The 26,813-nt window shown below is 58.2% G+C and carries 21 protein-coding genes; 5 read left to right on the forward strand and 16 right to left on the reverse strand.

Annotation, left to right across the window (positions count from 1 at the left end; genetic code table 11):
* Window positions 1-368 precede the first annotated feature (368 nt).
* A complete protein-coding gene (gene phaZ / locus ACP7AD_RS16210) occupies window positions 369-2,060 on the forward strand; it encodes a polyhydroxyalkanoate depolymerase (protein ID WP_426148782.1) in 1,692 nt (563 codons plus the stop codon).
* A 73-nt stretch (window positions 2,061-2,133) separates the two neighbouring features.
* Window positions 2,134-2,811, forward strand: a complete 678-nt coding sequence (rsxB, locus tag ACP7AD_RS16215) for an electron transport complex subunit RsxB (protein ID WP_426148783.1) — start codon at window positions 2,134-2,136, stop codon at window positions 2,809-2,811.
* A gap of 49 nt (window positions 2,812-2,860) precedes the next feature.
* Here the strand turns inward: rsxB and ACP7AD_RS16220 are convergent, their stop codons facing one another.
* The 6 genes from ACP7AD_RS16220 to scpA form a co-directional block, all read right to left on the reverse strand.
* A complete protein-coding gene (locus ACP7AD_RS16220) occupies window positions 2,861-4,384 on the reverse strand; it encodes a methyl-accepting chemotaxis protein (protein WP_426148784.1) in 1,524 nt (507 codons plus the stop codon).
* Between the two features lie 173 nt (window positions 4,385-4,557).
* On the reverse strand, window positions 4,558-5,031 hold the full coding sequence (locus ACP7AD_RS16225; RefSeq protein ID WP_426148785.1) for a VOC family protein: 474 nt from the start codon (window positions 5,029-5,031) through the stop codon (window positions 4,558-4,560).
* Between the two features lie 14 nt (window positions 5,032-5,045).
* Window positions 5,046-7,094: an acetyl-CoA carboxylase biotin carboxylase subunit gene (locus ACP7AD_RS16230; RefSeq protein WP_426148786.1), complete on the reverse strand. Its 2,049-nt coding sequence runs from the start codon at window positions 7,092-7,094 to the stop codon at window positions 5,046-5,048.
* Between the two features lie 21 nt (window positions 7,095-7,115).
* The gene (locus tag ACP7AD_RS16235) at window positions 7,116-8,648 is read right to left on the reverse strand and encodes an acyl-CoA carboxylase subunit beta (protein WP_426148787.1); all 1,533 of its coding nucleotides are present in this window, start codon (window positions 8,646-8,648) and stop codon (window positions 7,116-7,118) included.
* Between the two features lie 47 nt (window positions 8,649-8,695).
* Entirely contained in the window at window positions 8,696-9,733 is a 1,038-nt protein-coding gene (gene meaB / locus ACP7AD_RS16240) for a methylmalonyl Co-A mutase-associated GTPase MeaB (RefSeq protein ID WP_426148788.1), read from the reverse strand.
* Window positions 9,730-11,886, reverse strand: coding sequence for a methylmalonyl-CoA mutase (gene scpA, locus ACP7AD_RS16245; RefSeq protein WP_426148789.1), 2,157 nt, complete (start codon window positions 11,884-11,886; stop codon window positions 9,730-9,732). The genes meaB and scpA overlap by 4 nt, the downstream gene beginning before the upstream one ends.
* 153 nt (window positions 11,887-12,039) lie before the next feature.
* Here scpA and ACP7AD_RS16250 point away from each other — a divergent pair, with 153 nt between their 5' ends.
* The gene (locus tag ACP7AD_RS16250; protein ID WP_426148790.1) at window positions 12,040-12,675 is read left to right on the forward strand and encodes a GntR family transcriptional regulator; all 636 of its coding nucleotides are present in this window, start codon (window positions 12,040-12,042) and stop codon (window positions 12,673-12,675) included.
* 4 nt (window positions 12,676-12,679) lie between these two features.
* Here the strand turns inward: ACP7AD_RS16250 and ACP7AD_RS16255 are convergent, their stop codons facing one another.
* The 4 genes from ACP7AD_RS16255 to dusA all read right to left on the reverse strand — a co-directional run bounded on the left by ACP7AD_RS16255 (window position 12,680) and on the right by dusA (window position 18,760).
* Window positions 12,680-14,275 (reverse strand): SpoVR family protein, encoded by a 1,596-nt coding sequence (locus tag ACP7AD_RS16255; RefSeq protein ID WP_426148791.1) that lies wholly within the window; start codon window positions 14,273-14,275, stop codon window positions 12,680-12,682.
* Window positions 14,272-15,549, reverse strand: a complete 1,278-nt coding sequence (locus tag ACP7AD_RS16260) for a YeaH/YhbH family protein (protein ID WP_426148792.1) — start codon at window positions 15,547-15,549, stop codon at window positions 14,272-14,274. Before ACP7AD_RS16260 ends, ACP7AD_RS16255 begins: the two co-directional genes overlap by 4 nt.
* A 59-nt stretch (window positions 15,550-15,608) precedes the next feature.
* Window positions 15,609-17,531, reverse strand: coding sequence for a PrkA family serine protein kinase (locus tag ACP7AD_RS16265; RefSeq protein ID WP_426148793.1), 1,923 nt, complete (start codon window positions 17,529-17,531; stop codon window positions 15,609-15,611).
* Window positions 17,532-17,746: 215 nt separating this feature from the next.
* The gene (dusA, locus tag ACP7AD_RS16270) at window positions 17,747-18,760 is read right to left on the reverse strand and encodes a tRNA dihydrouridine(20/20a) synthase DusA (RefSeq protein WP_426148794.1); all 1,014 of its coding nucleotides are present in this window, start codon (window positions 18,758-18,760) and stop codon (window positions 17,747-17,749) included.
* Between the two features lie 254 nt (window positions 18,761-19,014).
* Between dusA and ACP7AD_RS16275 the strand changes: the two genes are divergently transcribed.
* Both ACP7AD_RS16275 and ACP7AD_RS16280 read left to right on the forward strand, forming a co-directional pair.
* Complete coding sequence (locus tag ACP7AD_RS16275; RefSeq protein WP_426148795.1) at window positions 19,015-20,751, forward strand: M14 family zinc carboxypeptidase; 1,737 nt, start codon at window positions 19,015-19,017, stop codon at window positions 20,749-20,751.
* A 178-nt stretch (window positions 20,752-20,929) separates the two neighbouring features.
* On the forward strand, window positions 20,930-21,307 hold the full coding sequence (locus tag ACP7AD_RS16280) for an RNA-binding protein (protein WP_426148796.1): 378 nt from the start codon (window positions 20,930-20,932) through the stop codon (window positions 21,305-21,307).
* Between the two features lie 133 nt (window positions 21,308-21,440).
* On the opposite strand, the gene dnaB is transcribed toward ACP7AD_RS16280, so the two are convergent.
* From dnaB to ACP7AD_RS16310, 6 genes are all read right to left on the reverse strand, one after another.
* Window positions 21,441-22,850, reverse strand: a complete 1,410-nt coding sequence (dnaB, locus tag ACP7AD_RS16285; protein ID WP_426148797.1) for a replicative DNA helicase — start codon at window positions 22,848-22,850, stop codon at window positions 21,441-21,443.
* 211 nt (window positions 22,851-23,061) lie between these two features.
* The gene (gene rplI / locus ACP7AD_RS16290) at window positions 23,062-23,514 is read right to left on the reverse strand and encodes a 50S ribosomal protein L9 (protein WP_426148798.1); all 453 of its coding nucleotides are present in this window, start codon (window positions 23,512-23,514) and stop codon (window positions 23,062-23,064) included.
* A gap of 12 nt (window positions 23,515-23,526) precedes the next feature.
* A complete protein-coding gene (gene rpsR, locus ACP7AD_RS16295) occupies window positions 23,527-23,811 on the reverse strand; it encodes a 30S ribosomal protein S18 (protein ID WP_011801778.1) in 285 nt (94 codons plus the stop codon).
* 10 nt (window positions 23,812-23,821) lie between these two features.
* The gene (priB, locus tag ACP7AD_RS16300; RefSeq protein ID WP_426148799.1) at window positions 23,822-24,139 is read right to left on the reverse strand and encodes a primosomal replication protein N; all 318 of its coding nucleotides are present in this window, start codon (window positions 24,137-24,139) and stop codon (window positions 23,822-23,824) included.
* A gap of 48 nt (window positions 24,140-24,187) precedes the next feature.
* Complete coding sequence (rpsF, locus tag ACP7AD_RS16305; protein ID WP_293634227.1) at window positions 24,188-24,553, reverse strand: 30S ribosomal protein S6; 366 nt, start codon at window positions 24,551-24,553, stop codon at window positions 24,188-24,190.
* A gap of 79 nt (window positions 24,554-24,632) precedes the next feature.
* Entirely contained in the window at window positions 24,633-26,813 is a 2,181-nt protein-coding gene (locus ACP7AD_RS16310; protein ID WP_426148800.1) for a sodium:solute symporter family protein, read from the reverse strand.

The raw sequence follows: 26,813 nt of genomic DNA on the forward strand, positions 1-26,813 counted from the left end.
AGCATGCCAGCGTTCATCTGAAGCTTTTCCTTCAGGTCGCACAACTTCAGCACATCAAACTTTCCGAACACGGCCTAATAAAGCGGAACTGAAACAGCATTTTTTGGTGGAGCTTTCCTTCAAAAGTTAGCGCCATTTTCCGATACCGCATAGCTACTATTGGTGTGAGAAAAACGTCTTTTGCTTAGCATATCGATCAATTGACAGCGTCGTTTTTCTCCCTAAAATGGGGTAGGGAGCGTACCAAAAAATTGTCAAATAGTGTTTAAAACTAGCGGTTATCACTAGTTGTTAAGTCTCTTCGGCTGGTATATTGCACTGCAACATACTTCGTTCTTCATAACGTTCCACAAAAAAGGTCCCTTCCAATGCTGTATCAACTCTATGAATCCCAGCGCACGTTGATGGAGCCGTTTGTTGACTTTGCGCAGGCGGCGGCAAAGCTCTACAGCAGCCCAATGTCTCCAATTGGCACATCCCCACTGTCCCAGCGTGTCTCGGCAGGCTACAGCCTGATGTACCGACTCGGAAAGGACTATGAAAAGCCATCGTTCGACATTAACCAGGTCGAGGTTAACAAGCAGGGGGTCAGCTTGGCGATTCATGAACGCATTGAAGTTGACAAGCCGTTTTGCGAACTTCGCCGGTTCAAGCGGTTCACCGATGATTCAGCCACGCTGACGCAACTCAAGGACCAGCCCGCCGTGCTGATGGTCGCGCCCTTGTCGGGCCACTATTCCACTCTGCTGCGCGACACGGTCAAAACGATGCTCAAGGACCATAAGGTCTACATCACCGACTGGAAAAACGCGCGGAACGTTCCCCTGTCCGAAGGCGCTTTCCACCTTGACGACTATGTCAACTATGTGCAGGAATTCATTCGCCATTTGCAGGGCAAGTACGGCAACTGCCATGTCATCAGCGTTTGCCAGCCCACCGTTCCGGTGTTCGCGGCGATCTCATTGATGGCATCACGCGGGGAAAAAACCCCGCTGTCCATGATCATGATGGGCGGCCCGATCGATGCGCGCCTGTCACCAACGTCGGTGAACAACCTGGCAACGACCAAACCCTTTGAATGGTTTGAAAAAAATGTGATCTACCGCGTCCCTGCCAGCTTTGCGGGCAAGGGCCGGCGCGTCTACCCCGGCTTCCTGCAGCATACCGGCTTCGTGGCCATGAATCCTGATCGCCATGCCACCAGCCACTACGACTTCTTCAAGAATCTGATCAAGGGCGACGACATCAGCACCGAAGCGCACCGCAAGTTCTACGACGAGTACAACGCCGTTCTCGACATGGACGCCGACTATTACCTCGAAACCATCAAGACCGTGTTTCAGGAGTTCAAACTGGTCAACGGCACCTGGGATGTGATGTCTCCGGAAGGCGTCCTTGAGCGGGTGAAACCGGGTGACATCAAGACCACTGCCGTGATGACAGTGGAAGGCGAACTGGACGACATTTCCGGCTCCGGCCAGACGCGTGCGGCGCTTGACATGTGCAGTGGCGTGGCGCCAGGGCAAAAAACCCACCTGGAAGCCCAGGGCGCAGGCCATTACGGCATTTTCAGCGGCAGGCGCTGGCGCGATGTCGTTTATCCGGCGGTGACAAGCTTCATCCTTGAACACAACAAGCCGCTTGCGCAGATCGAGAAAGCACCGGCGGTGGCTAAAAAAACAGCCGAGCCCGTGAAGCAGATCCGGACGGAAGCATCCTCGACGGTTGAAATGCTATCAATGCCGGTCGCCGACGAAGCCGTGAAACCGGCCGTCAAACGCCGCGCCAAGGCCACGACCGCCGGACTGAAATCAACGCTTGCCGCCAGTAAAGTGGTCGCAAAAGAGCTTTTGGATGAAGCCGTAAAACCTGCCGTGGCCAAGCCAGTGCTGGTAGCCGTCAAAAATACGGCGACCAAGCCCGAGCCTGTTGTTGAAGACCTCCCAACGGCAACAGCCCTTCCCGTCGTCGCGACGGTTGCCACCGTTGCCCCGGCACCCGAGGCAGGCGTCGAAGCGGCGTTCAACACACTGATTCCTCCCGAGAAATCAGCCGCCTGAGAAAGCCTGGCGCGGTCCATCAAGTGACCGCGCCAGGAAGACGGGTTGGCGAGCGGTGGGACAATGCAGCTTGATGTCGATCTATCTGAACTCCCTCTTTGAGCGGATCAATTCCGCACTGCCGCAGACCCAATGCACGCGCTGTGGCTATACCGATTGCGCGGCTTATGCGCAAGCCATCGCCTCGAATGAAGCGGGTATCAACCAGTGCCCGCCCGGCGGCGCTGAGGGAATTCGGCGCCTGTCCGACATCACGGGCTTGCCAGTTCAGCCGCTGAACCCCCTGAATGGACTTGAAGGTCCTCGCGCCGTTGCCGTCATTGACGAAGCCTGGTGCATCGGCTGCACCCTGTGCATCAAGGCCTGCCCGGTTGATGCCATTATCGGCAGCAACAAAACGATGCACACCGTGATCGAACCTGCCTGCACCGGATGCGAGTTGTGCCTGCCAGCCTGCCCGGTCGATTGCATCATTCTGGAAAATGTCACCGGTACCCGCACGGGCTGGAATGCCTGGTCAGAATCGGAAGCGAACGTCGCCCGGAAACGCTATGAAGTTCATAGCTACAGAAGCAGTCAGGACAAGCGAAAAGACGCAGAAATGCCTGAAAAAACAGTCGAAATTCCGATAAAACAACTCAGCGAGCCACCTTCGCAGGCGCAGCCCGAGGCCGATGAGGCCGACCGCAAACGCGCGGTCATCAGGGCAGCGCTGGACCGGTCGCGCGCCCAGCGTGCATCAAAGGCGTGAGATGTCAACTGCGCGGCAAGCCTTCGAAAATACAGGGCCTGCGTTGAGTTCAGACAGCGGCAAGGTTCTTGTAGACGCCGCAGCCCACGAACAAATCGTCCACTTGCTCGACAAAAGACATCTTGGCCTGCACTTTTCCAGTGGTTGGATTGGTGATGTCGTATTCCACCCAGCCCGCCTCGACGCCAGCCTGGTTAACGATGGATTCCAGCAGCTGGTTGCCATCGATTCCTGCGATATCCTGCACGCGCGTCCCCACCCGAGACGGGTTCCCGCCAAAGGCCAAGTAGGTGCCCCTGGCATCCAGGGCAAAGACATACATGTCGCGGTCGTGAAACCCTTTGGCAGGATTGGTCAGGTCGCGCAAGAAGGCTTCTCGGGTGGTCTGGCTTCGATGACTGACCGCCTGCTCCACCATCCGGAACGCTTCTTCCGCAGAGCCTTGCTGCAGCTTGAACGAAGCCACCGACTGCACCAGCGTTCTGGCCCGCCCTTCCAGTTTAACCGCCTGCGTCACCGTGGTGGCCGCCATCCCGGCATTGCGCTGCGTGATTTCATCGAGCTGGCGTACGGCCGCCGTGATTTCGGTCAAGCCGGTGCTTTGTTCGCTGCTCGAAGCGGCGATCAGCGACATGTCCGTGGCCACATGCCGTATTCCCGTCACGATGGCTTCAATGTTGGTTCCGGCTTCGCGAATTTTCAGCACGCTGGCTGCAACATGGCTTGACGATCTGTTGATCAGTTGCCTGATTTCCTTGGCGGACTCGGCAGAGCGCTGGGACAGCGAGCGAATTTCGCTGGCCACTACGGCAAAACCCCGGCCGGATTCGCCCGCGCGGGCCGCCTCGACCGCTGCGTTGAGCGCCAGGATATTGGTTTGAAACGCCATGCTGTCGATGAGTTCGACAATTTCGCCCATGCGCTTGGCGCTGTCCTGCACGGCTTCGACGGCTGCGATGGCGCCCGCCATGGTAGCGGCGCCTCCATTGGCCAGGTTTCTGACCTCGCCCGCCTGCAGGTTGGCATGGCTGACCGTGTCTGCATTGACCTGGAGCACGGATGACAACTGCTCGACGCTGGCCGCCGTCTGCGTCAGGTTGGACGCCTGAAGCTCTGTGCGGCTGGACATGTTGCGGTTGCCTGCGGCTAGGCTTTTGCCAGAATGCGCGACGAAGGCAGCATTGCTGCGCACATTCGCTACCATTCCCGATAGCGTGTTGCCAAGCTTTCCCAGTGCAATGCTTAGGCTGCCCAGTTCATCCGGGCCACGCTCGCCCAGGTCCGACCGCAGATCGCCACCAACCATGTTGTCGAGGGTCAGGATCATCCGGCCCAGGTCCTGCGCAACGCTGCGGTGCAGGGCCAGCAGGAAATAAAGGGTCAGCAACAGCCCGATGCCATTGACCATCATCAGGTCAGCAGGGTCAACGACCAGCTCGTTTCTTGCGAAAAGCCGGTATCCGGCCACCACCGATGACATCGCAGACGCGGCGGCCAGCAGCGTCAGCTTGCCGGCAAAACGCATGCGGCGCATCAGCCAGACGCCTGGACTCAAAAGTGTGCCGAAGATCATTGGTATTTTTCCGCAATCAAGGACGACGGCAGGGGCGGTCCGTCACCGCGCGGCACGCCGGCCGCGCGTTTGCCATCCGAGGTGGCAAGGTGCGCGGCAGACGGTCAAACCCTGCTGTTAATGCAACAGTTTGACGGGAAAATACCCACTCGATTCCGCAATCAAGCGTCTTTTCAGTGCTCAGTTTGCGCGTGAAACGCCTGGATCACTTCGACCGGCGCCTGCACCAGTTCAATCAGCACGCCCTCGCCTGCAATTGGGAACTCTTCGTTCGACTTGGGATGCAGGAAGCAGATGTCAAAGCCCGCCGCGCCCTTGCGGATGCCGCCCGGCGCAAAGCGGACGCCCTGCGCCGTGAGCCATTGCACGGCTGCAGGCAGGTCGTCAATCCACAGGCCAACATGGTTGAGCGGTGTGGTGTGAACCGCCGGTTTTTTGTCAATATCCACCGGCTGCATCAGGTCCACCTCGACCTTGAACGGGCCACTGCCGATGGCGCAGATGTCTTCATCGACATTCTCGCGCTCGCTGACAAAATTGCCGGTGACCTCAAGCCCCAGCATGTCCACCCACAGCGTGCGCAGCCGGTCCTTGCGGGTGGCGCCAATGGCGATCTGCTGGATGCCCAGCACTTTGAAGGGACGCATCGGGGCCGGCTGCATCACGCAAACTCCACGATCGGCTGGTCCACGCTCAAGGACTCGCCTTTGGCCGCCAGCACCTTGCCGACGATGCCGTCGGCCGTCGCAAACAGCACGTTTTCCATCTTCATGGCCTCGATCACAGCCACGCGTTCGCCGGCCTGTACTTTCTGGCCAACCTGCACCGCGACCTCGACCAGCAGCCCGGGCATGGGCGACAGCACAAAGCGGCTCATGTCGGGCGGGGCCTTGAAGGGCATCAGCGCATGCAGTTCGGCAGCGCGCGGCGACAAGACCATGGCATCGAGCCGCGTGCCGTTGTGGATGATGCGTATCGCCAGCGGGTTCTTGCCAACACCGCGCTCAACCTGCGCCGCAAACGGCTGTCCGTTGACGGTGCCGCGAATGCGCGTGCCGCCCAGGTGCCAGCCACTACATATTTCATAGCGCTTGTCGCCCGTCTCTACTGCGCTGGAGCCCGAAATGGTTTGAAAATCCCGAACCAGCGCAGGTCGCGGCGTGTTCAGGCCGCTGTCGCCCAGGCCAATCACCACATACTCTTCGCCGATCGTCACGCCATGGCCCGGCAACTGGCCGCTGATGCCAGCAGCGCGCGCCCGGATGCGGCGGTTCACATAAGCGGCCAGCGCCACCAGGAAGTCGGCATCGTCATGCGGCACATCTTCGGCGCGGAAGCCCTGTCCATAATTTTCGGCAATGAAGCCGGTGTTGAAGTCGCCCGCGACGAATTTCGGATGCGCCAGCAAGGCGGCCTGGAACGGAATGTTGCTGCTGACGCCGCGAATCACGAAGCTGTTCAGGGCCTCGCGCATCTTCACAATCGCATCGTTGCGGTCGGTGCCGTGAACGATGAGCTTGGCGATCATCGAGTCATAGAACATCGGGATTTCGCCGCCGTCTTGCACGCCCGTATCGACCCGCACGCCGAACCAATTTGACGTGTTTGAAGCAAACATGGTTTCTTTTGGCGGCTGAAAGCGCACCAGCCGGCCGGTGGAAGGCAAAAACCCGCGAAACGGATCTTCGGCGTTGATGCGGCATTCGATGGCCCAGCCGTCGCGCTTGACCTCGGCTTGCGTGAGCGGCAGCTTTTCGCCGGCTGCCACGCGGATCATCAGTTCGACCAGGTCCAGCCCGGTGATGCATTCGGTGACTGGATGTTCGACCTGCAGGCGCGTGTTCATTTCCAGGAAATAAAAGCTCTGGTCCTTGCCGACGACAAACTCGACCGTGCCGGCCGACTGGTAATTCACCGCCTTGGCCAGCAGCACCGCTTGTTCTCCCATGGCCTTGCGTGTGACTTCGCTGATGAAAGGCGACGGCGCTTCTTCGATCACCTTTTGGTGGCGGCGTTGGATGGAGCATTCACGCTCATTCAAGTAAATTACATTGCCATGGCTGTCGCCGATCAGCTGAATCTCGATGTGCCGTGGTTCCTCGACAAACTTCTCGATGAACACGCGGTCATCGCCAAAGCTGTTGCGCGCCTCGTTGCGGCAGCTGGTGAAACCTTCAAACGCTTCCTTGTCGTTGAAGGCCACGCGCAGGCCCTTGCCGCCGCCGCCCGCGCTGGCCTTGATCATGACCGGGTAGCCGATGCCCCGGGCGATTTCCACGGCTTTTTCAGCCGTTTCAATCGCGTCGTTCACACCCGGAATGCAGTTCACGCCGGCCGCGCCGGCCAGTTTCTTCGATTCGATCTTGTCGCCCATGGCGGCAATCGAATAATACTTGGGGCCGATGAAGACGATGCCTTCTTCTTCGACCCGCTTGGCGAAACCGGCGTTTTCGCTCAGGAAACCGTAGCCGGGATGCACCGCCTGCGCGCCGGTCTGCTTGCACGCAGCAATGATTTTTTCGGCCTGCAGGTAGCTGTCGCGACTCGGCGCGGGGCCGATGTTGACGGCCTCGTCGGCCAGTTCGACATGGCGCGCGTCCTTGTCGGCGTCGGAATACACCGCGACCGTCTTGATGCCCATCTTGCGGGCGGTGAGAATGACGCGGCAGGCGATTTCGCCCCGGTTGGCGATCAGAATTTTGGTGAACATAGTGTCTTTTTCCTCGGGCGCTTACAGTGGAATGTTGCCGTGCTTGCGCCACGGATTTTCAAGTTTCTTGTCCTTGAGCATCACCAGCGAGCGGCAGATGCGCTTGCGGGTTTCGTGCGGCAGGATCACATCGTCGATGAAACCGCGCGCGCCGGCCACGAACGGATTGGCAAAACGCGCCTTGTACTCGGCTTCCTTCGCGGCCAGCTTGGCAGGGTCGCCCTTGTCTTCGCGGAAGATGATCTCGACCGCACCCTTGGCGCCCATGACGGCGATTTCGGCGTTCGGCCACGCAAAATTCACGTCGCCGCGCAGGTGCTTGGAGCTCATCACGTCGTACGCGCCGCCGTAGGCTTTGCGGGTGATCACGGTGATCTTTGGCACGGTGCATTCGGCATAGGCGTAAAGCAGCTTGGCGCCGTGCTTGATGATGCCGCCGTATTCCTGCGCCGTGCCGGGCATGAAACCGGGCACATCGACAAAGGTGATCACCGGGATGTTGAAGGCGTCGCAAAAGCGCACAAAGCGCGCCGCCTTGATCGAACTCTTGATGTCCAGGCAGCCGGCCAGCACCAGCGGCTGGTTGGCCACGATGCCGACCGACTGGCCTTCCATGCGTGCGAAGCCGATGATGATGTTCTTGGCGTATTCGGGCTGGATTTCAAAGAAGTCGCCATCGTCGACCGTCTTGGTGATGAGCTCCTTCATGTCATAGGCTTTGTTCGGGCTTTCGGGCACCAAGGTGTCCAGGCTGCGATCCATGCGGCCGGCCGGATCGGCGCTCGGGCGCACCGGCGCTTTTTCACGGTTGTTCAGCGGCAGGTAGTTGTACAAGCGGCGCAGCATGATCAGCGCTTCGACATCGTTCTCGAACGCCAGGTCGGCCACGCCGCTCTTGGTGGTGTGGCTGATGGCGCCGCCGAGCTCCTCGGCTGTCACTTCCTCGTGCGTCACGGTCTTGACCACTTCGGGGCCAGTCACGAACATGTAGGAGCTGTCTTTCACCATGAAAATGAAGTCGGTCATGGCGGGCGAATACACCGCGCCACCCGCTGACGGCCCCATGATCATGCTGATCTGCGGAATCACGCCGCTGGCCATTACGTTGCGTTGGAACACGTCGGCGTACCCCCCGAGCGACGCCACGCCCTCCTGGATGCGCGCGCCGCCCGAATCGTTCAGGCCGATCACCGGCGCGCCGACCTTCATCGCCTGGTCCATGATCTTGCAGATTTTTTCGGCATGGGCTTCAGACAAAGCGCCGCCGAACACGGTGAAATCCTGGCTGAAGACGAATACCAGCCGGCCGTTGATCATGCCGTAGCCGGTGACCACGCCGTCGCCCGGAATCTTGTTGTCCTGCATGCCGAAGTCGCTGCAGCGGTGCTCGACAAACATGTCCCATTCCTCGAACGTGCCTTCGTCGAGCAGCACATCGAGCCGCTCGCGCGCTGTCAGCTTGCCTTTGCCGTGCTGCGCGTCAATGCGCTTTTGCCCCCCGCCCAGGCGGGCCGCTGCGCGCTTTTTTTCAAGTTGCTGAAGGATTTCCTGCATGGTTCACTTTCTTTAGGCTCAATAACGCTGTAAATTTTATTTGCTACTCAGTTAATAGCTGCTTGTGCCCGCTGCGTATGTGCAAAGAGCAGATTTCGTGCTGCAGTCGAGGCGGGGAGCTGACCGCTGCCGACTTGCTCCAGCAGGGACGCCAACATGGCGCCGACCGCCGGGTCTTGCCGGAACGCCTGCTTCAGGCCGGCATCGATGCGCTCCCACATCCAGGACAGCGCCTGATGCTGGCGCCGGCTGGCCAGCTTGCCGTTGGCCGTCTGCAACTTCCTGAACTCGGTCACCGCCGCCCAGAACGCATCGACACCCTTGTTGTGCAAAGCGCTGAGCTGGAGCACCTGCGGGTGCCACTGTTTGTCAAAGTCAGCCGCCTGCGCCGCGCCCATGGCGTTGTTGACCAGGCCGAACAGCCGCATGGCCGAGCGGATCTGCGCTTCTGCACGCATGGCGGCATTGGCGTCGATGTCGGCCTTGTTGATGACGACCAGGTCGGCCAGTTCCATCACGCCTTTCTTGATCGCCTGCAAGTCGTCCCCGGCATTGGGCAACTGCATGACGACGAACATGTCGGTCATGCTGGCCACGGCGGTTTCGGACTGGCCGACGCCCACGGTCTCGACAATCACCACGTCGTAGCCCGCCGCTTCGCAAACCAGCATGGCTTCGCGGGTTTTTTCCGCTACGCCGCCCAGCGTGCAACTCGAAGGGCTGGGGCGGATATAGGCCGACTCGTGAACCGAGAGCAGTTCCATGCGCGTCTTGTCGCCCAGGATGGAGCCGCCCGACACGCTTGATGAGGGATCGATGGTCAGCACCGCCACGCGGTGACCCTGCTTGATCAGGTACAGGCCCAGCACTTCAATGAAGGTCGACTTTCCGACACCGGGCACGCCGCTGATGCCAAGGCGAAACGCCTGGCCGGTGTGCGGCAGCAGCGCTGTCAGCAGTTCGTCGCCCTGGGCGCGGTGATCGGCGCGGGTCGATTCCAGCAGGGTGATGGCTTTGGCAATGGCGCGCCGCTGCTGGGCGGGATTGCCGCGCAGCACGCCCTCCAGCAATGCGCTTTGGGTCACTTCAGGGCAGCCCGGATCTGCTCCAGCACATCCTTGGCGCTGGCCGGAATCGGCGTGCCGGGGCCGTAGATGCCCTTGACGCCGGCGTCGTACAGCATTTCGTAGTCCTGCCGGGGGATCACGCCACCGACGAACACGATGATGTCGTCTGCGCCCTGCTTCTTCAATTCGGCAATGATGGCCGGAACCAGCGTCTTGTGGCCGGCGGCCAGCGTGCTTACACCCACGGCATGCACATCGTTTTCAATCGCCTGGCGGGCGCACTCCTCGGGCGTCTGGAACAGCGGCCCCATGTCCACGTCAAAGCCCAGATCAGCGAACGCGGTGGCGACCACTTTGGCGCCCCGGTCATGGCCGTCCTGGCCGAGCTTGGAAATCATCACGCGCGGGCGGCGGCCTTCGGCTTCGGCAAAGGCATTGATCTCGCTCTTGAGGGTTTCCCAGCCTTCGGCTGAGTCATAGGCTGCGGCATACACGCCGCTGACCTTTTGCGTGTCGGCGCGGTGGCGGCCATAAACTTTTTCGAGCGCGTCGCTGACCTCGCCGACCGTGGCGCGCAAGCGCATGGCCTGGATGCACAGGTCGAGCAGGTTACCGCTGCCGCTTTCCGCCGCTGCCGTCAGCGCGTCCAGCGCGGCCTGCACGGCTGCCGTGTCGCGGCTGGCGCGGATGGCTTTGAGGCGCTCGATCTGCCCGTCGCGCACCGCCACGTTGTCGATGTCGCGCGACTCAATGGCGTCTTCTGTCTTGAGCCTGTACTTGTTGACGCCGACGATCACGTCCTTGCCGCTGTCGATGCGCGCCTGCTTTTCAGCGGCGGCCGCCTCGATCTTGAGCTTGGCCCAGCCGCTGTCCACGGCCTTGACCATGCCGCCCATGGCTTCGACTTCCTCGATGATGGTCCAAGCGGCGTCGGCCATGTCCTGCGTCAGCTTTTCCATCATGTAGCTGCCGGCCCAGGGGTCGATCACGCTGGTGATGTGGGTTTCTTCCTGGATGATGAGCTGGGTGTTGCGGGCAATGCGCGACGAAAACTCGGTGGGCAGCGCAATCGCCTCGTCAAACGAATTGGTGTGCAGGCTTTGCGTGCCGCCGAACACGGCCGCCATCGCTTCGATGGTGGTGCGCACCACGTTGTTATACGGGTCCTGCTCGGTCAGGCTCCAGCCGCTGGTCTGGCAGTGGGTGCGCAGCATCAGGCTCTTGGGGTTCTTGGCGTCGAAGCCCTTCATGATCCGGCACCACAGCAACCGGGCAGCGCGCATCTTGGCGACTTCCAGGTAGAAGTTCATGCCGATGGCCCAGAAAAAGCTCAAGCGTCCGGCAAAGCCGTCAACGTCAAGGCCCTTGCCCAAGGCGGTTTTTACATATTCCTTGCCATCGGCCAGCGTGAAGGCCAGTTCCAGCGCCTGATTGGCGCCGGCTTCCTGCATGTGGTAACCGCTGATCGAGATCGAGTTGAACTTGGGCATGTTCTGCGCCGTGTACTCGATGATGTCGCCAATGATGCGCATGCTGGGCGCGGGCGGGTAGATATAGGTGTTGCGCACCATGAATTCCTTGAGCACATCGTTCTGGATGGTGCCGCTGAGTTTGTCCTGACTCACGCCCTGCTCTTCCGCTGCCACCACATAGCCGGCCAGTACCGGCAGCACGGCGCCGTTCATGGTCATGGAGACGCTGACCTTGTCGAGCGGAATCTGGTCGAACAGGATTTTCATGTCCTCCACGCTGTCAATCGCCACGCCGGCCTTGCCAACGTCGCCCGTCACGCGCGGGTGATCGCTGTCGTAGCCCCGATGCGTGGCCAGGTCAAACGCCACCGACACGCCCTGCCCGCCAGCCGCCAGCGCCTTGCGGTAAAACGCGTTGGATTCTTCAGCCGTTGAAAACCCTGCGTACTGGCGGATGGTCCACGGGCGCACCGCATACATCGTGGCCTGCGGGCCGCGAATGAACGGCTCGAAACCCGGCAAGGTGTTGGTGTAGGGCAGATCCTTGATGTCCTCGGCGGTGTACAACGGCTTGACGCTGATGCCGTCGGGCGTTTCCCAGTTCAAGGCGTTGACGTCGCCGCCAGGGGCGGATTTGGCGGCTGACTTGGCCCAGGCTTCAAGATTGGCAGTGTTGAAAGGAGCAGGCGTTGAACTCATGGCGGGTCGGCAGTCTTGGTTGAGCCCTGAAAGCCTCCTTGTTTCGACAGGAAGCCCCCCAAGGCAAGCATGTAACAGTGGTCGAAGTTTACATTATTTATAATTATTGATTCAAAATATTCTAGCGAACTTTGCCTTAGACTACGGAGCCTTATGGCTGAAACATCTCTTTCTCCCCGTGCGCTTTATGAAGAAGTTGCCGAGCTTTTGCGTCAGCGCATCTTCAACCGAGAGTTGGCGCCGGGTAGCTGGATTGACGAACTCAAGCTCGCAGAGGAATACGGCATCAGTCGCACACCCCTGCGTGAAGCCCTGAAAGTGCTGGCCACCGAAGGCCTGGTGACGATGAAGGTGCGGCGCGGCGCCTATGTCACCGAGGTATCTGACAGCGACTTGGCCAATGTCTACCACTTGCTGGCCCTGCTGGAAAGCGACGCCGCCGAAGTGGTGGCGGCCAAAGCCACCGATGCGCAGATCAGGGAACTTCAAAACCTGCACAACGAACTTGAAAAAGCCGTCAAGAACCGGGAACGCTTTTTTGAAATCAATGAAGCCTTCCACATGCGGCTACTGGAAATTGCCAACAACCGCTGGCGTGACCAGATGGTGGCCGACCTGCGCAAGGTGATGAAGCTCAACCGGCACAATTCGCTGCTGAAAAGCGGCCGCATCGAGGAGTCGCTGCTCGAACACCGCGCCATCATGGCCGCGCTGGTGGCGCGTGACGCGGCTGAAACCGCGCAACGCATGCGCGAGCATTTCAAAAGCGGGCTGGACGCCGCAGCCTGAAATTTCAGCCCATGCCGCCGTTGCGGCGGGGCTGTGGCGTCACTTCCCAGTGCTTGCTCATCTTGCCATGAGCGTCAACACTTTCCAGCCGGACCATGAAGCCCCACAGGCGGCCGACATGCTTTAGCACTTCCTTGACTTCGTCGTTCAGCGGGCGGCTGTTGTGCTGGGTATGGCGCAAGGTCAGGGAGCGGTCTCCACGAACATCCACATTCCAGACCTGGATGTTGGGTTCCTGAAAGCTTAAATCGTACTGGCGGGCCAAGGCCTCACGTACATGCCGGTAGCCGCTGTCGTCATGGATGGCCGACACTTCGAGCGCCAGCTCCTTGGTGTCATCAAGGATGGAGAACAGGCGAAACTCGCGAATCAAGCGTGGCGAGAGGTACTGCCCGACAAAACTTTCATCCCGAAAATGCCGCATGGCATGGTCGAGGGCTTGCTGCCAGTCAGTGCCCGCCATGTCCGGAAACCACTGGCGGTCTTCGTCGGTCGGGTTCTCGCAAATGCGGCGAATGTCGGTGAACATCGCAAAGCCCAGCGCATAGGGGTTGATGCCCCGAAAGCCAGGATGCGCCAGCGGCGGCTGGAAAATCACGTTGGTATGCGAACGAAGGCTTTCGATCATGAAACCATCGCTCAGCAGGCCCTCGTCGTACATCGCGTTGAGCAAGGCGTAATGCCAGAAAGTCGCCCAGCCTTCGTTCATGACCTGCGTCTGCCGCTGCGGATAAAAGTACTGGGCAATCTTGCGCACGATGCGAATGATTTCGCGCTGCCAAGGCTCTAGCAAGGGCGCATTTTTTTCGATGAAGTACAGCAGGTTTTCCTGGGGATCGGCGGGAAACCGCGTACTGGTTTTTTCCACCTCTTTCTCAGTCGCCTTGGGCAGCGTGCGCCACAAATCATTCACCTGCTGCTGCAAATAGTCTTCGCGTTCTTTGCGGCGCGTCTCTTCCTCGGCAAGTGAAAGTTTTTGCGACCGCTGGTAACGGTCAACGCCGTAGTTCATCAGGGCGTGGCAGCTGTCGAGCAGGTCTTCGACGGCGTCGAGCCCGTGCTTTTCCTCGCACTCGGCGATATAAGCCTTGGCATACACCAGGTAATCAATGATGGAAGACGCATCGGTCCACATCCTGAACAGGTAGTTGCCCTTGAAAAAGGAATTGTGCCCATAGCAGGCATGGGCCATGACCAGGGCCTGCATCGGCAGCGTGTTCTCCTCCATCAGGTACGCAATGCAGGGGTTGGAATTGATGACGACCTCATAAGCCAGCCCCATGTGCCCGCGCCGGTAGCTTTTTTCGCTTGCTATGTATTGCTTGCCAAATGACCAGTGCCGGTAGTTCACAGGCATGCCGACAGACGCATAGGTATCGATCATCTGGCTGGCGGTGATCACCTCCAGCTGCACGGGATAGGTGTCCAGCCCGAAGCGCCTGGCCATGCGCTCGATTTCGCCGTGGTAGGTTTCGATCAGGTCAAACGTCCAGTCCGACGGGCTTGGCAGCATGTCGCGCCGCACTTTATGGTGCTGGACTGGCGAAGGCAGCAAGCCAGAGACTTTCGCGGCATTGGTTGAAGGCAGGATTGCGCTCATGCAGCACTTCCTTTCTTGAACAATTCGCGAAACACAGGGTAAATCCCTGACGCATCGGTGACCTTCTGCATGGCGAAATGCGGCTGGCTTTTGCATACAACGGAATATTCTTCCCAGAGGGTCTGACTTTCCTCCGCCACCTGCAGATAGGCAAAGTAACGAGAAATCGGCAATAGTTTTTCCACGAGCAGCGTGCGGCATTTGGCTGAATCCTGAAGCCAGTTGTCACCGTCAGAAGCCTGGGCACCGTAAATATTCCATTCGCTCGGACAATAGCGCTGCAGGATGATCTGATGCATCAGCGTCAAGGCACTGGATGCCACGGTGCCCCCACTCTCGGTGGAGTGAAAGAATTCGTCCTCGGAAACCTCGGCCGCCTGGGTGTGATGCCGGATGAACACAACTTCCGTCTTCTCGTAATGACGCATCAAGAACAGGTACAGCAGGATGAAAAAGCGCTTGGCCATGTCCTTTCGGGTTTCATTCATCGAACCGGACACATCCATCAAACAGAACATGACGGCCCGCGAGGCAGGCAGTGGGGTGTTGACCCGGTTGCGATAACGCAGGTCGAAGGGATCCAGAAATGGAATCTGCTGAAGACGCTGCTTCAATGCATAAATTTCAGCCTTCAACACGAGTATTTCGCCGCTTGGCGACCGTGTGTCAAGTAACAGTGTTTCCAATGCCAGTTCCAGCCCGCGCAACTGGCGCCGCACATCGCCGCCCATCGCAATCCGGCGGCTCAGCGCCTTGCGCATTGAGCGCACCACATGCAGGTTGGTCGGCGTTCCTTCGGAAACAAAGCCGGCGCGGTGGGATTTCCATTCAGGCACATCGGGCAACAACTGGGTGCGCAACAGACGCGGCAGGGCCAGATCGTCGAAAAAATACTGCATGAACTCTTCGCGGGTGATGCGGAACTCAAAATCATCCTGGCCGCCTCCATCCTGGCCCGCGCCCGCACCCGAACCACTGCCAGCACCGCCACCACCGGGTGGACGCCCGATCTGGTCGCCTCGTACATATTCCCGATTCCCGGGATACACACGCTCCTGACTTCCTCCTGCGCCATGTCCAAACACTGGTTCTGACACATCGCGCCGCGGCAGGGTGATGTTTTCGCCCTGCTCGATGTCGTGGATGCTGCGACCGGACACCGCATGCCTTACCGCTTCACGTATCTGCTTTCGGTAACGACGCAGGAAACGCTCCCGGTTGCCTATCGATTTATTCTTGCCCGACAAGCGTCTATCAATGACCTGCTGGAGCATGGATTTCTCCGGTTGATGGATTGGACAGCCAATCAAGATGCAGCGAAGCGTGCCGGGCGTCAGGAACTCTTGCGAACCCTGAGATACCACTCGCAAAGCAGGCGGACCTGGCGGGCGCTGTAACCCTTGGCCATCATGCGGTTCAGGAAGTTCTCATGCTTTTGCTTCTCGTCGGCGCTTGCCTTGGCGTTGAACGAAATCACGGGCAGCAGGTCTTCGGTGTTCGAGAACATTTTTTTCTCGATCACGGCACGCAGTTTTTCATAACTGGTCCAGTTCGGATTCCTGCCGGCGTTGCTGGCACGGCTGCGCAGCACAAAATTGACAATTTCGTTGCGGAAATCTTTCGGATTACTGATGCCTGCGGGTTTTTCAATCTTTTCGAGTTCCGCATTGAGCGACGCCCGGTCAAAAATTTCACCCGTGTCGGAATCCCTGAATTCTTGGTCTTGAATCCAGAAATCGGCATAAGTCACATAGCGATCAAAAATATTTTGCCCGTATTCTGAATACGATTCAAGGTAAGCCGTTTGGATTTCCTTGCCGATAAATTCGGCATAGCGGACCGCCAGATACTCCTTGATGAACGCCAAGTAGCGCTGTTCAACTTCGGGTGTGAACTGCTCGCGCTCGATCTGCTGCTCCAGCACGTACATGAGATGCACCGGATTGGCGGCAATTTCACTGGAATCAAAGTTAAACACCTTTGACAGTATCTTGAAGGCAAAGCGTGTCGATATACCCGTCATGCCTTCATCAACGCCGGCATAGTCACGGTACTCCTGATAGCTCTTGGCCTTCGGATCGGTGTCTTTTAAGTTATCTCCGTCGTAAACCAGCAACTTGCTGAAAATGCTCGAATTTTCAGGCTCTTTCAATCGCGTCAGCACGGCAAACTGCGCCATCATCTTCAGCGTGCCCGGAGCACAGACGGCGCCTGACAGCGAAGAGTTGCGAATCAGCTTCTCATAAATCCTGATCTCTTCCGAGGCACGCAGGCAGTACGGCACCTTGACGATGTAAATCCGGTCCAGAAAAGCTTCGTTGTTCTTGTTGTTCCGGAAGGCCTTCCATTCGCTTTCATTCGAATGGGCCATCACGATGCCATCGAATGGAATCGCACCAAAACCCTCGGTGCCCTTGAAGTTGGCCTCCTGGGTGGCTGTCAGCAAGGGATGTAGCACCTTGATGGGCGCCTTGAACATTTCGACAAACTCCAGCAGCCCCTGGTTGGCCAGGCACAGGCCACCCGAGTAGCTGTAGGCATCCGGGTCATCCTGTGCGAATAGTTCGAGTTTTCGAATGTCGATCTTGCCGACCAGTGTCGAGATGTCCTGGTTGTTTTCGTCACCGGGTTCCGTCTTGGCAATGGCACACTGCTTCAGGATCGAAGGGAAACGTTTGACGACACGGAACTTTCGAATGTCGCCGCCATACTCTTCAAGCCGCTTGACCGCCCAGGGAGACATGACACGCTGCAGGTAACGTGGCGCGATGCCGTACTGGCTTTCAAGCAGGGGAATGTCCTCGGCGTTGTTGAACAGGCCGAGCGGCGACTCATTGACCGGTGAATTCTTCAGCGCATACAGGGGCACCTGCTCCATCAATTGCTTGAGCCGTTCAGCAATCGATGACTTCCCGCCGCCCACCGGACCGAGCAGGTAAAGAATCTGTTTCTTCTCTTCCAGGCCCTGCGCTGCGTGACGAAAATACGACACAACCTGCTCGATCGGATCTTCCAGACCATAAAAATCTCGGAATGCCGGATAGATCTTGATGACCTTATTGCCAAAAATGCGCGACAGGCGCTGATCCCGGTGCGTGTCAAACACCTCTGGCTCGCCAATGGCCGCGAGCATTCGCTCCGCCGCAGTGGCATACGCCAGCGGGTTGCTTTTGCAAAGATCGAGGTATTCCTCAAGGGATAGTTCTTCCTCCCGAGTTTGCTCGTAACGCGTTAGAAAATTACGGACAACATCCATAAAACCCTCCTTGGCAAGCTGTGCTTGATGACCTAGCAACTACAACCAGAAACCCGACAACCCAACTCTACAATTTTCCCTGTCCAAAAGGTGCATGCAAGGTTATTTAATGAGCAGATTAATTTTTTCAAGCAAGTTTCTACGTCATCAATTAGCTCATGCTTAAGCCCGCCAAAATCCGTAAAGTACCGGCTCCGGCACCTAGCGGCTGATCGTTACGCAGCCTTCAAAACGTCTTCGTGCGCCAAGGCCATGACATCGTGGGGACCAAGCGTTTTGAGCCTGTGGTCGCTCCACACCTGGCGCCAGCGGCGCGAACCCGGCAACCCATGGCGTAGACCCAGCATGTGACGGGCGATGGCGCTGAACGAAGTGCCATGCTCGGCGGCTTCGCGCACCATGTAGTCGCACATCAGTGCCTCAACCTGCTCCCGGGTTCTCGTCTGCCCGCCAGCTCCAAAAAAATCCGCATCCCAGGACGTCAGCCACCAAGGGTTGTGATAGGCCTCACGGCCGATCATCACGCCGTCAACTTCAAGCAAATGCGCACTAACCTGCGCCTGGGTGGTCACACCGCCATTAACGCAAACCGTGAGATCCGGAAACTCCTTTTTCAGGCGGTGAACCAGTTCGTAGCGCAATGGTGGTACTTCGCGGTTTTCCTTGGGACTCAAGCCTTTCAGCCAGGCATTGCGGGCATGCACGATGAATGTGCGGCAGCCTGCTTCGCTGACGGTGCCGACAAAATCACGTACAAACCCATAGCGCTCGTCCTGGTCGATGCCAATGCGGTGCTTCACGGTGACAGGGACATCCACCGCATCGACCATGGCCTTGACGCAGTCAGCCACCAGTTTCGGATCAGCCATCAGGCAGGCGCCAAATGAGCCCCGCTGCACCCGTTCGCTGGGACAGCCGCAATTGATATTGATTTCGCGGTAACCCCACTGCTCGCCCAGTCGGGCGCAATGCGCCAGGTCGGCCGGCTCGCTGCCGCCAAGTTGCAGCGCAACCGGATGCTCCTCGGCATCAAAGCGCAGGTGCCGACCTGCATCGCCATGAATCAGCGCACCGGTAGTCACCATTTCGGTATAAAGCAGCGCATGCCGCGACAGCAGACGGTGAAAATAACGGCAATGCCGATCTGTCCAATCCATCATGGGCGCAACGCTCATTCGCCATGGAGAAATGGCATGAATCGAAGGGTCGGTAGAAACAGTAATTGACATCACTCCATTTTCCTTGAAAGCTGCCAAAGCCGGAGCAAGAGGTTTTGCGACTTTCATCAATCTGCGCGCGACAGCGCATGAAAGCCGTGCTACAGAATGCTGCGCGGTAATATCGCTGCTTCCAAAATTGCGCGAATCACGCCTGACCCATGGTCAACACCCCCAGCCAAAGGATGAACGCCATGCCTTTCTTCTTCTTCTCCAAGATCATCCGTGACACCGCATCGGCCTGCCACCGACCCGCCAGGTTGGCCATGACCGCTCCGCTCATTTTTCTGGTTGCCTGCACCTCCGTGCAGTTACCTCCCTGGGTACCTGAACTGCAGCGCCCGGCCGCACCGGCAAGCGCTGCACCCGCGTCGGTTCCGGTGGAACCAGCAGTCGTTGTGCAAACGTCTCCAGTAGCTCCGCCCTCGGTATTTCCCGCTGTGCCCGTCGAAGCACCACCGCCTTATGGCCCGGCGGTAGCCGCCCGTTTCACGGCGCCCACCATGGTGTACAGCACCCCAGGACTTCAGGGCGGCCGGACAAGCTTTACCACGCAGCCTGAGATCCACGCCTGGCTGCGCGATCTGGCAACCGCCCTGTCCCGCTCGGCCGGGGTGAAGGCAGCCCTGCTGCCGATCGGCTCCTCGCAGCAGGGCCAGCCGCTGGAAGCGCTGGTACTGACTCGGGGAACGGGCACCGACCCTGCCAGTCTTTTGGCCACGGGCCGCCCAACGGTGCTGCTGATCGGCCAGCAACATGGCGATGCGCCTGCAGCGAGCGAAGCCCTGCTGGTCATTGCCCGGGAACTGGCGCAAGGCCTGCTGCAGCCGCTGCTCGAACGCATCAACGTCGTGATCGTTCCGCGCGTCAACCCCGATGGCGCGACCCAGGGTGAAGCCCTGGCAGCCGGCGGCCAGGACCTTGCGCGCGATCATTTGCGCCTCAGCACGCCGGAAACACAGGCGCTGGCACGGCTAAGCCGCGACTACCAGCCAACGGTGGTGGTGGACGCTGGGGAATACCGGGTCTCCGACATCTACCAGCAAAAGTTTGGCGCCGTTCAGAAGTTCGATGCGCTCCTGCAATACGCCACCACCGCCAATCTTCCAGAGTTTTTGACCAAGGCCGATGAGGAATGGTATCGCCGTCCCTTACTCGCTGCACTCAAGGGCCAGGGGCTCAGCACTGACTGGTACCACAGCACATCCGCAGATACAGCCGACCGGACGGTTTTCATGGCCAGACCGGAACCCGTCACGAGCCGCAACGTGGAAGGTCTGAAAAATGCCGTCAGCATGACGATCGACTCGCGCGGAACAGGCCTTGGGCGACTGCATCTCCAGCGGCGCGTGCACACCCATGTCACCGCTATCACGAGCGTCCTGGGCAGTACAGCCCAGCGAACCCGCGAATTGAGCCAGTTGCGACCGTATCTCGACAAGGAAGTCGCCAGCTTGGCCTGCAGGGGCCAGGCGGCGGTCGAGGTCGCCAACACGCCTGCGCAGTACGACCTGCAAATGCTTGACCCGATGACCGGCGCCGACAAGACCGTGACGGTGGACTGGGAATCGGCGCTGGCACTGAGAACCCTGAAGTCGAGGGTCAGGCCATGCGGCTACTGGCTGTCTGGATCGTCCAAAACCGCCGTTGAACGGCTGCGCCTGCATGGCGTGAAAGTGCTCGAAGTGCTTGAGCCAAGTGCCCTGCTGGGCGATATTTACCGCGAATCACAACGCCCAAGCAGTACGCAGCAAAGCGGACCAGGCGCCACGGCCAATAGCCCGCCCGCAGCCAGGAGCGAGGTTTCGCTGGTGCGGGGTGTCATTGATGCGCCGGTGGGAAGCTACTACGTGCCCTTGAGTCAGCCCTTGGCCAATCTGGTTATCGCAGCGCTGGAACCTGATACCCAAAGCAGCTATTTTGCAAACCAGCTGGTGAGCGACCTTGCGGGCATTGCACGCGTCATGTCCGTACCGTCGCTAAAGTCTGAAGAGTTGCCTTGACAGCCATGGCAGTCGGTGGTTCGCTCAGTTTGTTGTGATTCAGCTCATACCAGCCTGCACAGGGAATTTCCCCTCTGTCACTTTACCGTCTGACCTACAGACAGCATCTGCAAGGTGTGACGCAATGACAGGCCAACCAAGGAGAAATGAAGTGCAACCATTTTTGATGACTTCCAAAATGACAACCATCCAAGGTGTTTTTTATCCTACGGGATATGCATTTGTCATATTTCCCGATGCTGAAAGTGCTGAACAGGCAGCCCAAAAAATCGAGCAGGCGGGATTCACCGACCAGCACGTCATGTTCCTCACACCTTCGGTGATATTGCGTGAAATCGGCAAGATCGATGGCGAACCCTCGGTCGAACTGCCTTCTGTTGGAACCGAGGGCGCAACCGTAAACAAGTACATCAACCTGGCCCGCGAAGGCCATCATGCCTTGATGGTCAAAGCACCTTCCGATGACGATTCGGAACGGCTGATGTCAGTGGTGCGGGAGTTCCCTTTTTCGTATGCCCAGAAGTACCACATGCTGGCTATTGAGGATCTTGAATAAACCTTCAGCGCAGCCCTGCACCATATCGCCAAGGCGATCACAAAAATCGCCCCGAGTCCTTGCAAGCCCTGCAAAAAGCTATCAAATATGTAGCAAATTTTGCTTACCCATAAAGCGCAAGAGCTGATTTTTACTAAAAATCTCCGGAATTGTGGGCCAGGCTTTCAAACTTGGTGATCCGGTTGATGAAGGCCAGCTTGACGGTTCCTGTCGGGCCATTGCGCTGCTTGCTGATGATGACTTCCGCCACGCCTGGCTCCTTGCAGGCTTCCTTCGTGTAGTACTCGTCGCGGTAGATGAACATGATGATGTCGGCGTCCTGCTCAATCGCTCCGGACTCACGCAGGTCGCTCATCATCGGCCGTTTGTCGGTGCGCGACTCGACCCCGCGGCTGAGCTGCGACAGCGCAATCACCGGGCATTGAAGTTCTTTGGCCAGCATTTTCAGACCGCGAGAAATTTCACCTACGGCAGTGGCCCGGTTTTCATCGGCCATGCCGGACGATACGCTCATCAATTGCAGGTAATCGACGACGATCAGGCCCAGCTTTCCACACTGGCGCGCCAGTCGCCGCGCATTGGCGCGCAATTCGCTCACCGTCAGACCAGCGGTTTCGTCGATGTGCAGGGAAATGGTCCTCAGCTTTTCAATGGCTTCCGTCAGGCGCGGCCATTCCTCGTCGGTCAAGGCACCGGTACGCAAATGGGTCTGGTCAATCCGGCCAATGGAACCCACGATGCGCACCGCCAACTGGGACGCGCCCATTTCCATGGAAAAAACAGCGACCGGCAGTCCTTCATGCAAGGCGACATGTTCGGCGATATTGATGGCGAGTGCGGTTTTCCCCATTGACGGACGGGCCGCCAGAACGATCAAGTCGCCTGCCTGGAATCCCGATGTCATCCGGTCCAGGTCCACAAAGCCGGTTGGCACGCCGGTGACATCGTTTGGATTTTCAGACATCTCGGTGACCCGGTCCAGCAAGTCCACCACCAGCGTATCCATGCTCTGGAAGCCTTGCTGCGACCGGCCGCCCTGCTCGCCGATGTTCAGAATCTTCTGCTCGGCCTCGTCAAGAATGACCGTGACCGCCTTGCCTTGCGGATTGAAGGCGTTGGTTGCAATTTCATCCGAGGCCGCCACCAGTTTTCGCAAGATCGAACGTTCCCGGACGATTTCAGCATATCGCCTGATGTTGCTGGCACTGGGCACGTACTGAGCCAGTGCGTTCAGGTAGCTCAAGCCGCCTATTTCTTCGTTTTTTCCGAGGCTCTGCAGACGCTCAAAAACAGTGATGATGTCGGCCGGCTTGGAAGCATTGATCAGCCAGCCAATGGCACTATAAATAAGCTGGTGTTCATGGCGGTAGAAGTCCTGGTCGGCCAGAAGGTCGCCGACACGGTCCCATGCGCTGTTGTCGAGCAAAAGGCCGCCCAGGACACTCGATTCGCCTTCTATGGAGTGCGGTGGAATTCTGAGTTGGGCAATCTGGCGATCAGCGCTGTAGGCTGAATCGGGAAAAGGAGAAAGTACGGCTGACATGGGATTCCTTGGGAAGGCTGAATGGTACGCCGTAAGCCTTAAAACGCACGGGACAAGCGTGTGGACAAGCTGGGGAAATCAGGTTGAAATTTATGCAAAAGCTGTGCATAGCCGGTGCACAACATCGCCTCCTGGCGCATCCACAACATGGTTTCACCAAGAAAAAAGCCGCTCCGAGGAGCGGCTTTTCAAGGAGGTCGGGAAACCAGATTTAAGCAGTTTCGCCGTAAACCGTAACGGTGATGTCAACCACGACGTCAGTGTGCAACGCCACATTGACCAGGTGGTCGCCAACCGTCTTGATTGCACCGTTGGGCAAGCGGATTTGCGATTTGGAAACCGCATAGCCCTGCTTGGTCACTTCCTGCGCGATGTCGGCATTGGTGACAGAGCCAAACAGGCGGCCATCAACGCCGGCTTTTTGCGTCAGCTTGACAGTAGTACCGCCGAGCTTTTCGCCTTGCGCCTGCATTTCGGCAAGCTTGGCCGCAGCGGCTTTTTCGAGCTCGGCGCGTTTGACTTCGAATTCCTTGATAGCCGATGCGGTGGCGCGACGGGCGCGGCCGAAAGGAATTAAGAAGTTGCGTGCGTAGCCGTCTTTGACTTTGACGACTTCGCCCAGGTTACCCAGGTTTACGACTTTGTCGAGCAGAATGATTTGCATGGTCGTCTCTCTTTACAGGCTGCGGTGCTGGTCGCTGTAAGGCAGCATCGCGAGGAAGCGAGCGCGCTTGACGGCGGTATTGATCTGACGCTGGAAAATCGCGCGGGTGCCGGTCAGGCGTGCAGGAATGATTTTTCCATTTTCAGACACGAAATCGCGCAGGGTGTCGATATCTTTGTAGTCGATTTCTTCAACGCCAGCGGCTGTGAAGCGGCAAAAGCGCTTGCGCTTGAACAGCAGGGATTGGGTGTTGCGCTTGGGGCGCTTGTCTTTGTTAAAACGTTTTGGTCCGGCCATGATGGACTCCTTAAATAGGGTTCAGTACTTGCTCTGCCTGAAGGATCGGGTGAAGAGCTTGAATATGAAAAACAACGCCTTTGCTGGTACGCGCATTGATAAGAAAGCCGGTGAACCTGAAAGACTTGCCTAAAGGAAGTTTGACGGCTTGTTCAGCCAGCGCTCCAAAAGCAACCGCCCTAATCGTCAACTTGACTTGTCTTTGAACCCCTGCTTCCAGCACTTCGGACTCGTGTTCGAGAATGAAGTTGATGGCGGGGATTCCAGCGGGCGTGTAGCGCAGAGGACTTAGCTCGGCGATACCTGCAGTCAGATCAACATGGTTCACTGCGGCTTCTGTTGCACGGCAACGCAGCGTTCAGCACGCATGAGGCGATTAAGCCGCAAATTCCTGCTGTTGAGTTTTACGGGCTTCTTCGCGCTCGACATTGCGCATCATCAGCGAAGGGCCGGTTTCAGCTTTTTTCTTCACCACGGTCAGGTGGCGCAGCACGGCATCGTTGAACTTGAACGCGTGTTCAATTTCTTCCATCACGGCTTGGCTGGCTTCGATGTTGATGCAGAGGTAATGGGCTTTGCCCAATTTCTGGATCAGGTACACCAGTTGGCGGCGTCCCCAATCTTCCACGCGATGCACGGTTCCGCCGCCAGCGGTAATCATGCCCTTGTAGCGTTCCAGCATGGCTGGGACTTGCTCGCTTTGATCCGGGTGGATCAGCAAGACGATCTCGTAATGACGCATATCTCTCCTTTTGGTTGATTAAAGCTGCCCCAGCGTCGAACCTAAAAAGGTTTTGGGTGCAGCAAGGCGAAGCCCATGATTATAGCCCGTCGGGCGTGTGCTTTGGGGCAGCCTTGCCTTGACGGTCTGCTGATGCTGCAAAGGACCGGTCATGGACTTTAAGGTCGGGGTAGCGAATGTAGTCCACAAGTGCATGAATATCCTGACTGGGCGGCTTGGTGACCAGACTCACCAGGATGATCACGGCAAAACCAACCGGCACGCCAAACAGACCAGCCGATATGGGGTCGATTCCCCACCAGAGCTGAACCGGAGAACTGATGCCAAAAGTGTCACGCAACCAGGGTTGATTGATAACCATGTAGTAGGTTGTGACGCTCAGACCCGAAATCATTCCCAGTGCTGCGGCCTTGCCGGTCGCGCGTTTCCAAAAAATACCGATGCTCAAGGCCGGAAAGAAGGAAGCTCCGGCAAACGAAAAAGCCGCAGATACCAGGAACAGGATGTCGGCAGGCTTCTGCGCTGCCACATAGGCTGCAAGCAAGGCCATCACAAGCAGCAATATTTTGGACAGCGTGACGCGGCTGACGGTCGATGCATTCGGGTCGATCATCTTGTAGTAGAGGTCATGCCCCAGTGCATTGGCAATGACCAGCAGCAGCCCATCCGCGGTAGACAGCGCAGCAGCCAGTCCGCCTGCAGCAACCAGTGCTGAAATAACGTAGGGCAACCCGGCCAGTTCGGGCGTGAGCAACACCACGATGTCGCCGCCTATCGTCATTTCGTTGAGTTGTAGAAGATTGTCCCTGTTCACATCGACCACTGAGAGCAGCGCCGGATCGACCTTGTTCCACTCATGAACCCATGCGGGCAACTGATCAAACGGCGTTCCGACCAGCACGGTAAAAATTTCGTACTTCACCAGTACGGCCAGCGCCGGTGCGGTGCAGTACAAAAGAAAAACGAAGAACAGGGACCAGGTCACCGATTGCCGCGCTTCGCGGACACTGGGTACGGTGTAGTAACGCATCAGGATGTGCGGCAGGGCCGATGTTCCGACCATCAGGCAAAAAACCAGAGCCAGAAAGTTGCGCCTTGAGAGGTCGTAAAGCGCTTGTTCCTGAGGCGTGCCGTCAGGATTACCCAGAAACTGCGCTGCATGGGCAGGCATGCCGTTCAAAGGCTGGCTTTTGATTTCGTCCGCTGCTTTCGAAACGGACCACTCACGAAGCGCCGTTTCCTCATCTTTCGGCAGGGCCGCCAATGCCTTGCCCGCCGCATAAATATCCGCCACCGCCGCGTTGCCGGCCTTGAGCGCAGCCAATCTCTGGGTGGCTGCCAGTCTGTCGGCAGCCATGGCTCGCGCCGGGTCCTTCATCTTTTCAGCCAACGCTTCCGCACGCTGGCTGAAAATGGCACGAACCTGCAGTTCCTTGGGATCAGTGGCCAGTTCTTTTTCCTTGGCCGTCACTTTCTCAAGTTGGTAGCCATAAATCGCCTGGGGAACCGGAATGCCCGTCTGCTTGACCGACAGCCAGACCACCGGAATCAAGTAGGCAATCAGCAAGATGATGTATTGCGCCACCTGCGTCCACGTCACCGCGCGCATTCCTCCCAGGAATGAACAGACCAGAATGCCGCCTACCCCAAGAAAAATACCCAGTTCAAAAGCAATGCCGGTGAGATAGGAGGTGATCAGCCCCACGCCGTAAATCTGAGCGACCAGATAGGTGAACGAACACAGTATGGCTGCGGCCAGCCCTATAAACCTTGGCAGATGGCCGCCATAACGCTCGCCGAGAAAGTCCGGAATCGTGAACTGCCCAAACTTGCGCAGGTAAGGTGCCAGCACCAGGGCGACCAGGCAATAGCCGCCTGTCCAGCCCATGATGAATGCCAGCCCGCTGTAACCCGTCAGGTAAAGGGTACCTGCCAGGCCCAGGAAGGAAGCTGCCGACATCCAGTCGGCGCCAATCGCCATGCCGTTGTATATGGCCGGGACGCGCCGGCCGGCCACGTAATATTCGGTGGCATCGGTGGTTCGGGTCAGCATGCCAATGCCGGCATACAGGGCAATGGTTGACAACAGGAAGGTCAGGCCGATCCAGGAGTGTGGCATGCCCAGGCGTTCAAGCCCCCCGAGCAGAAATACGTAAATGACCACGCCGAGCGTGAACCATAGATAGATGCGATCCAATTGGGATTTAAAGCCCTTTTTCGAGTGCGAAAATCCTTCGCGGCGACCCGGCAAACCGTCCAT

The sequence above is a fragment of the Polaromonas sp. DSP2-3-2b2 genome (assembly GCF_049895905.1).
Taxonomy (GTDB): domain Bacteria; phylum Pseudomonadota; class Gammaproteobacteria; order Burkholderiales; family Burkholderiaceae_C; genus Polaromonas.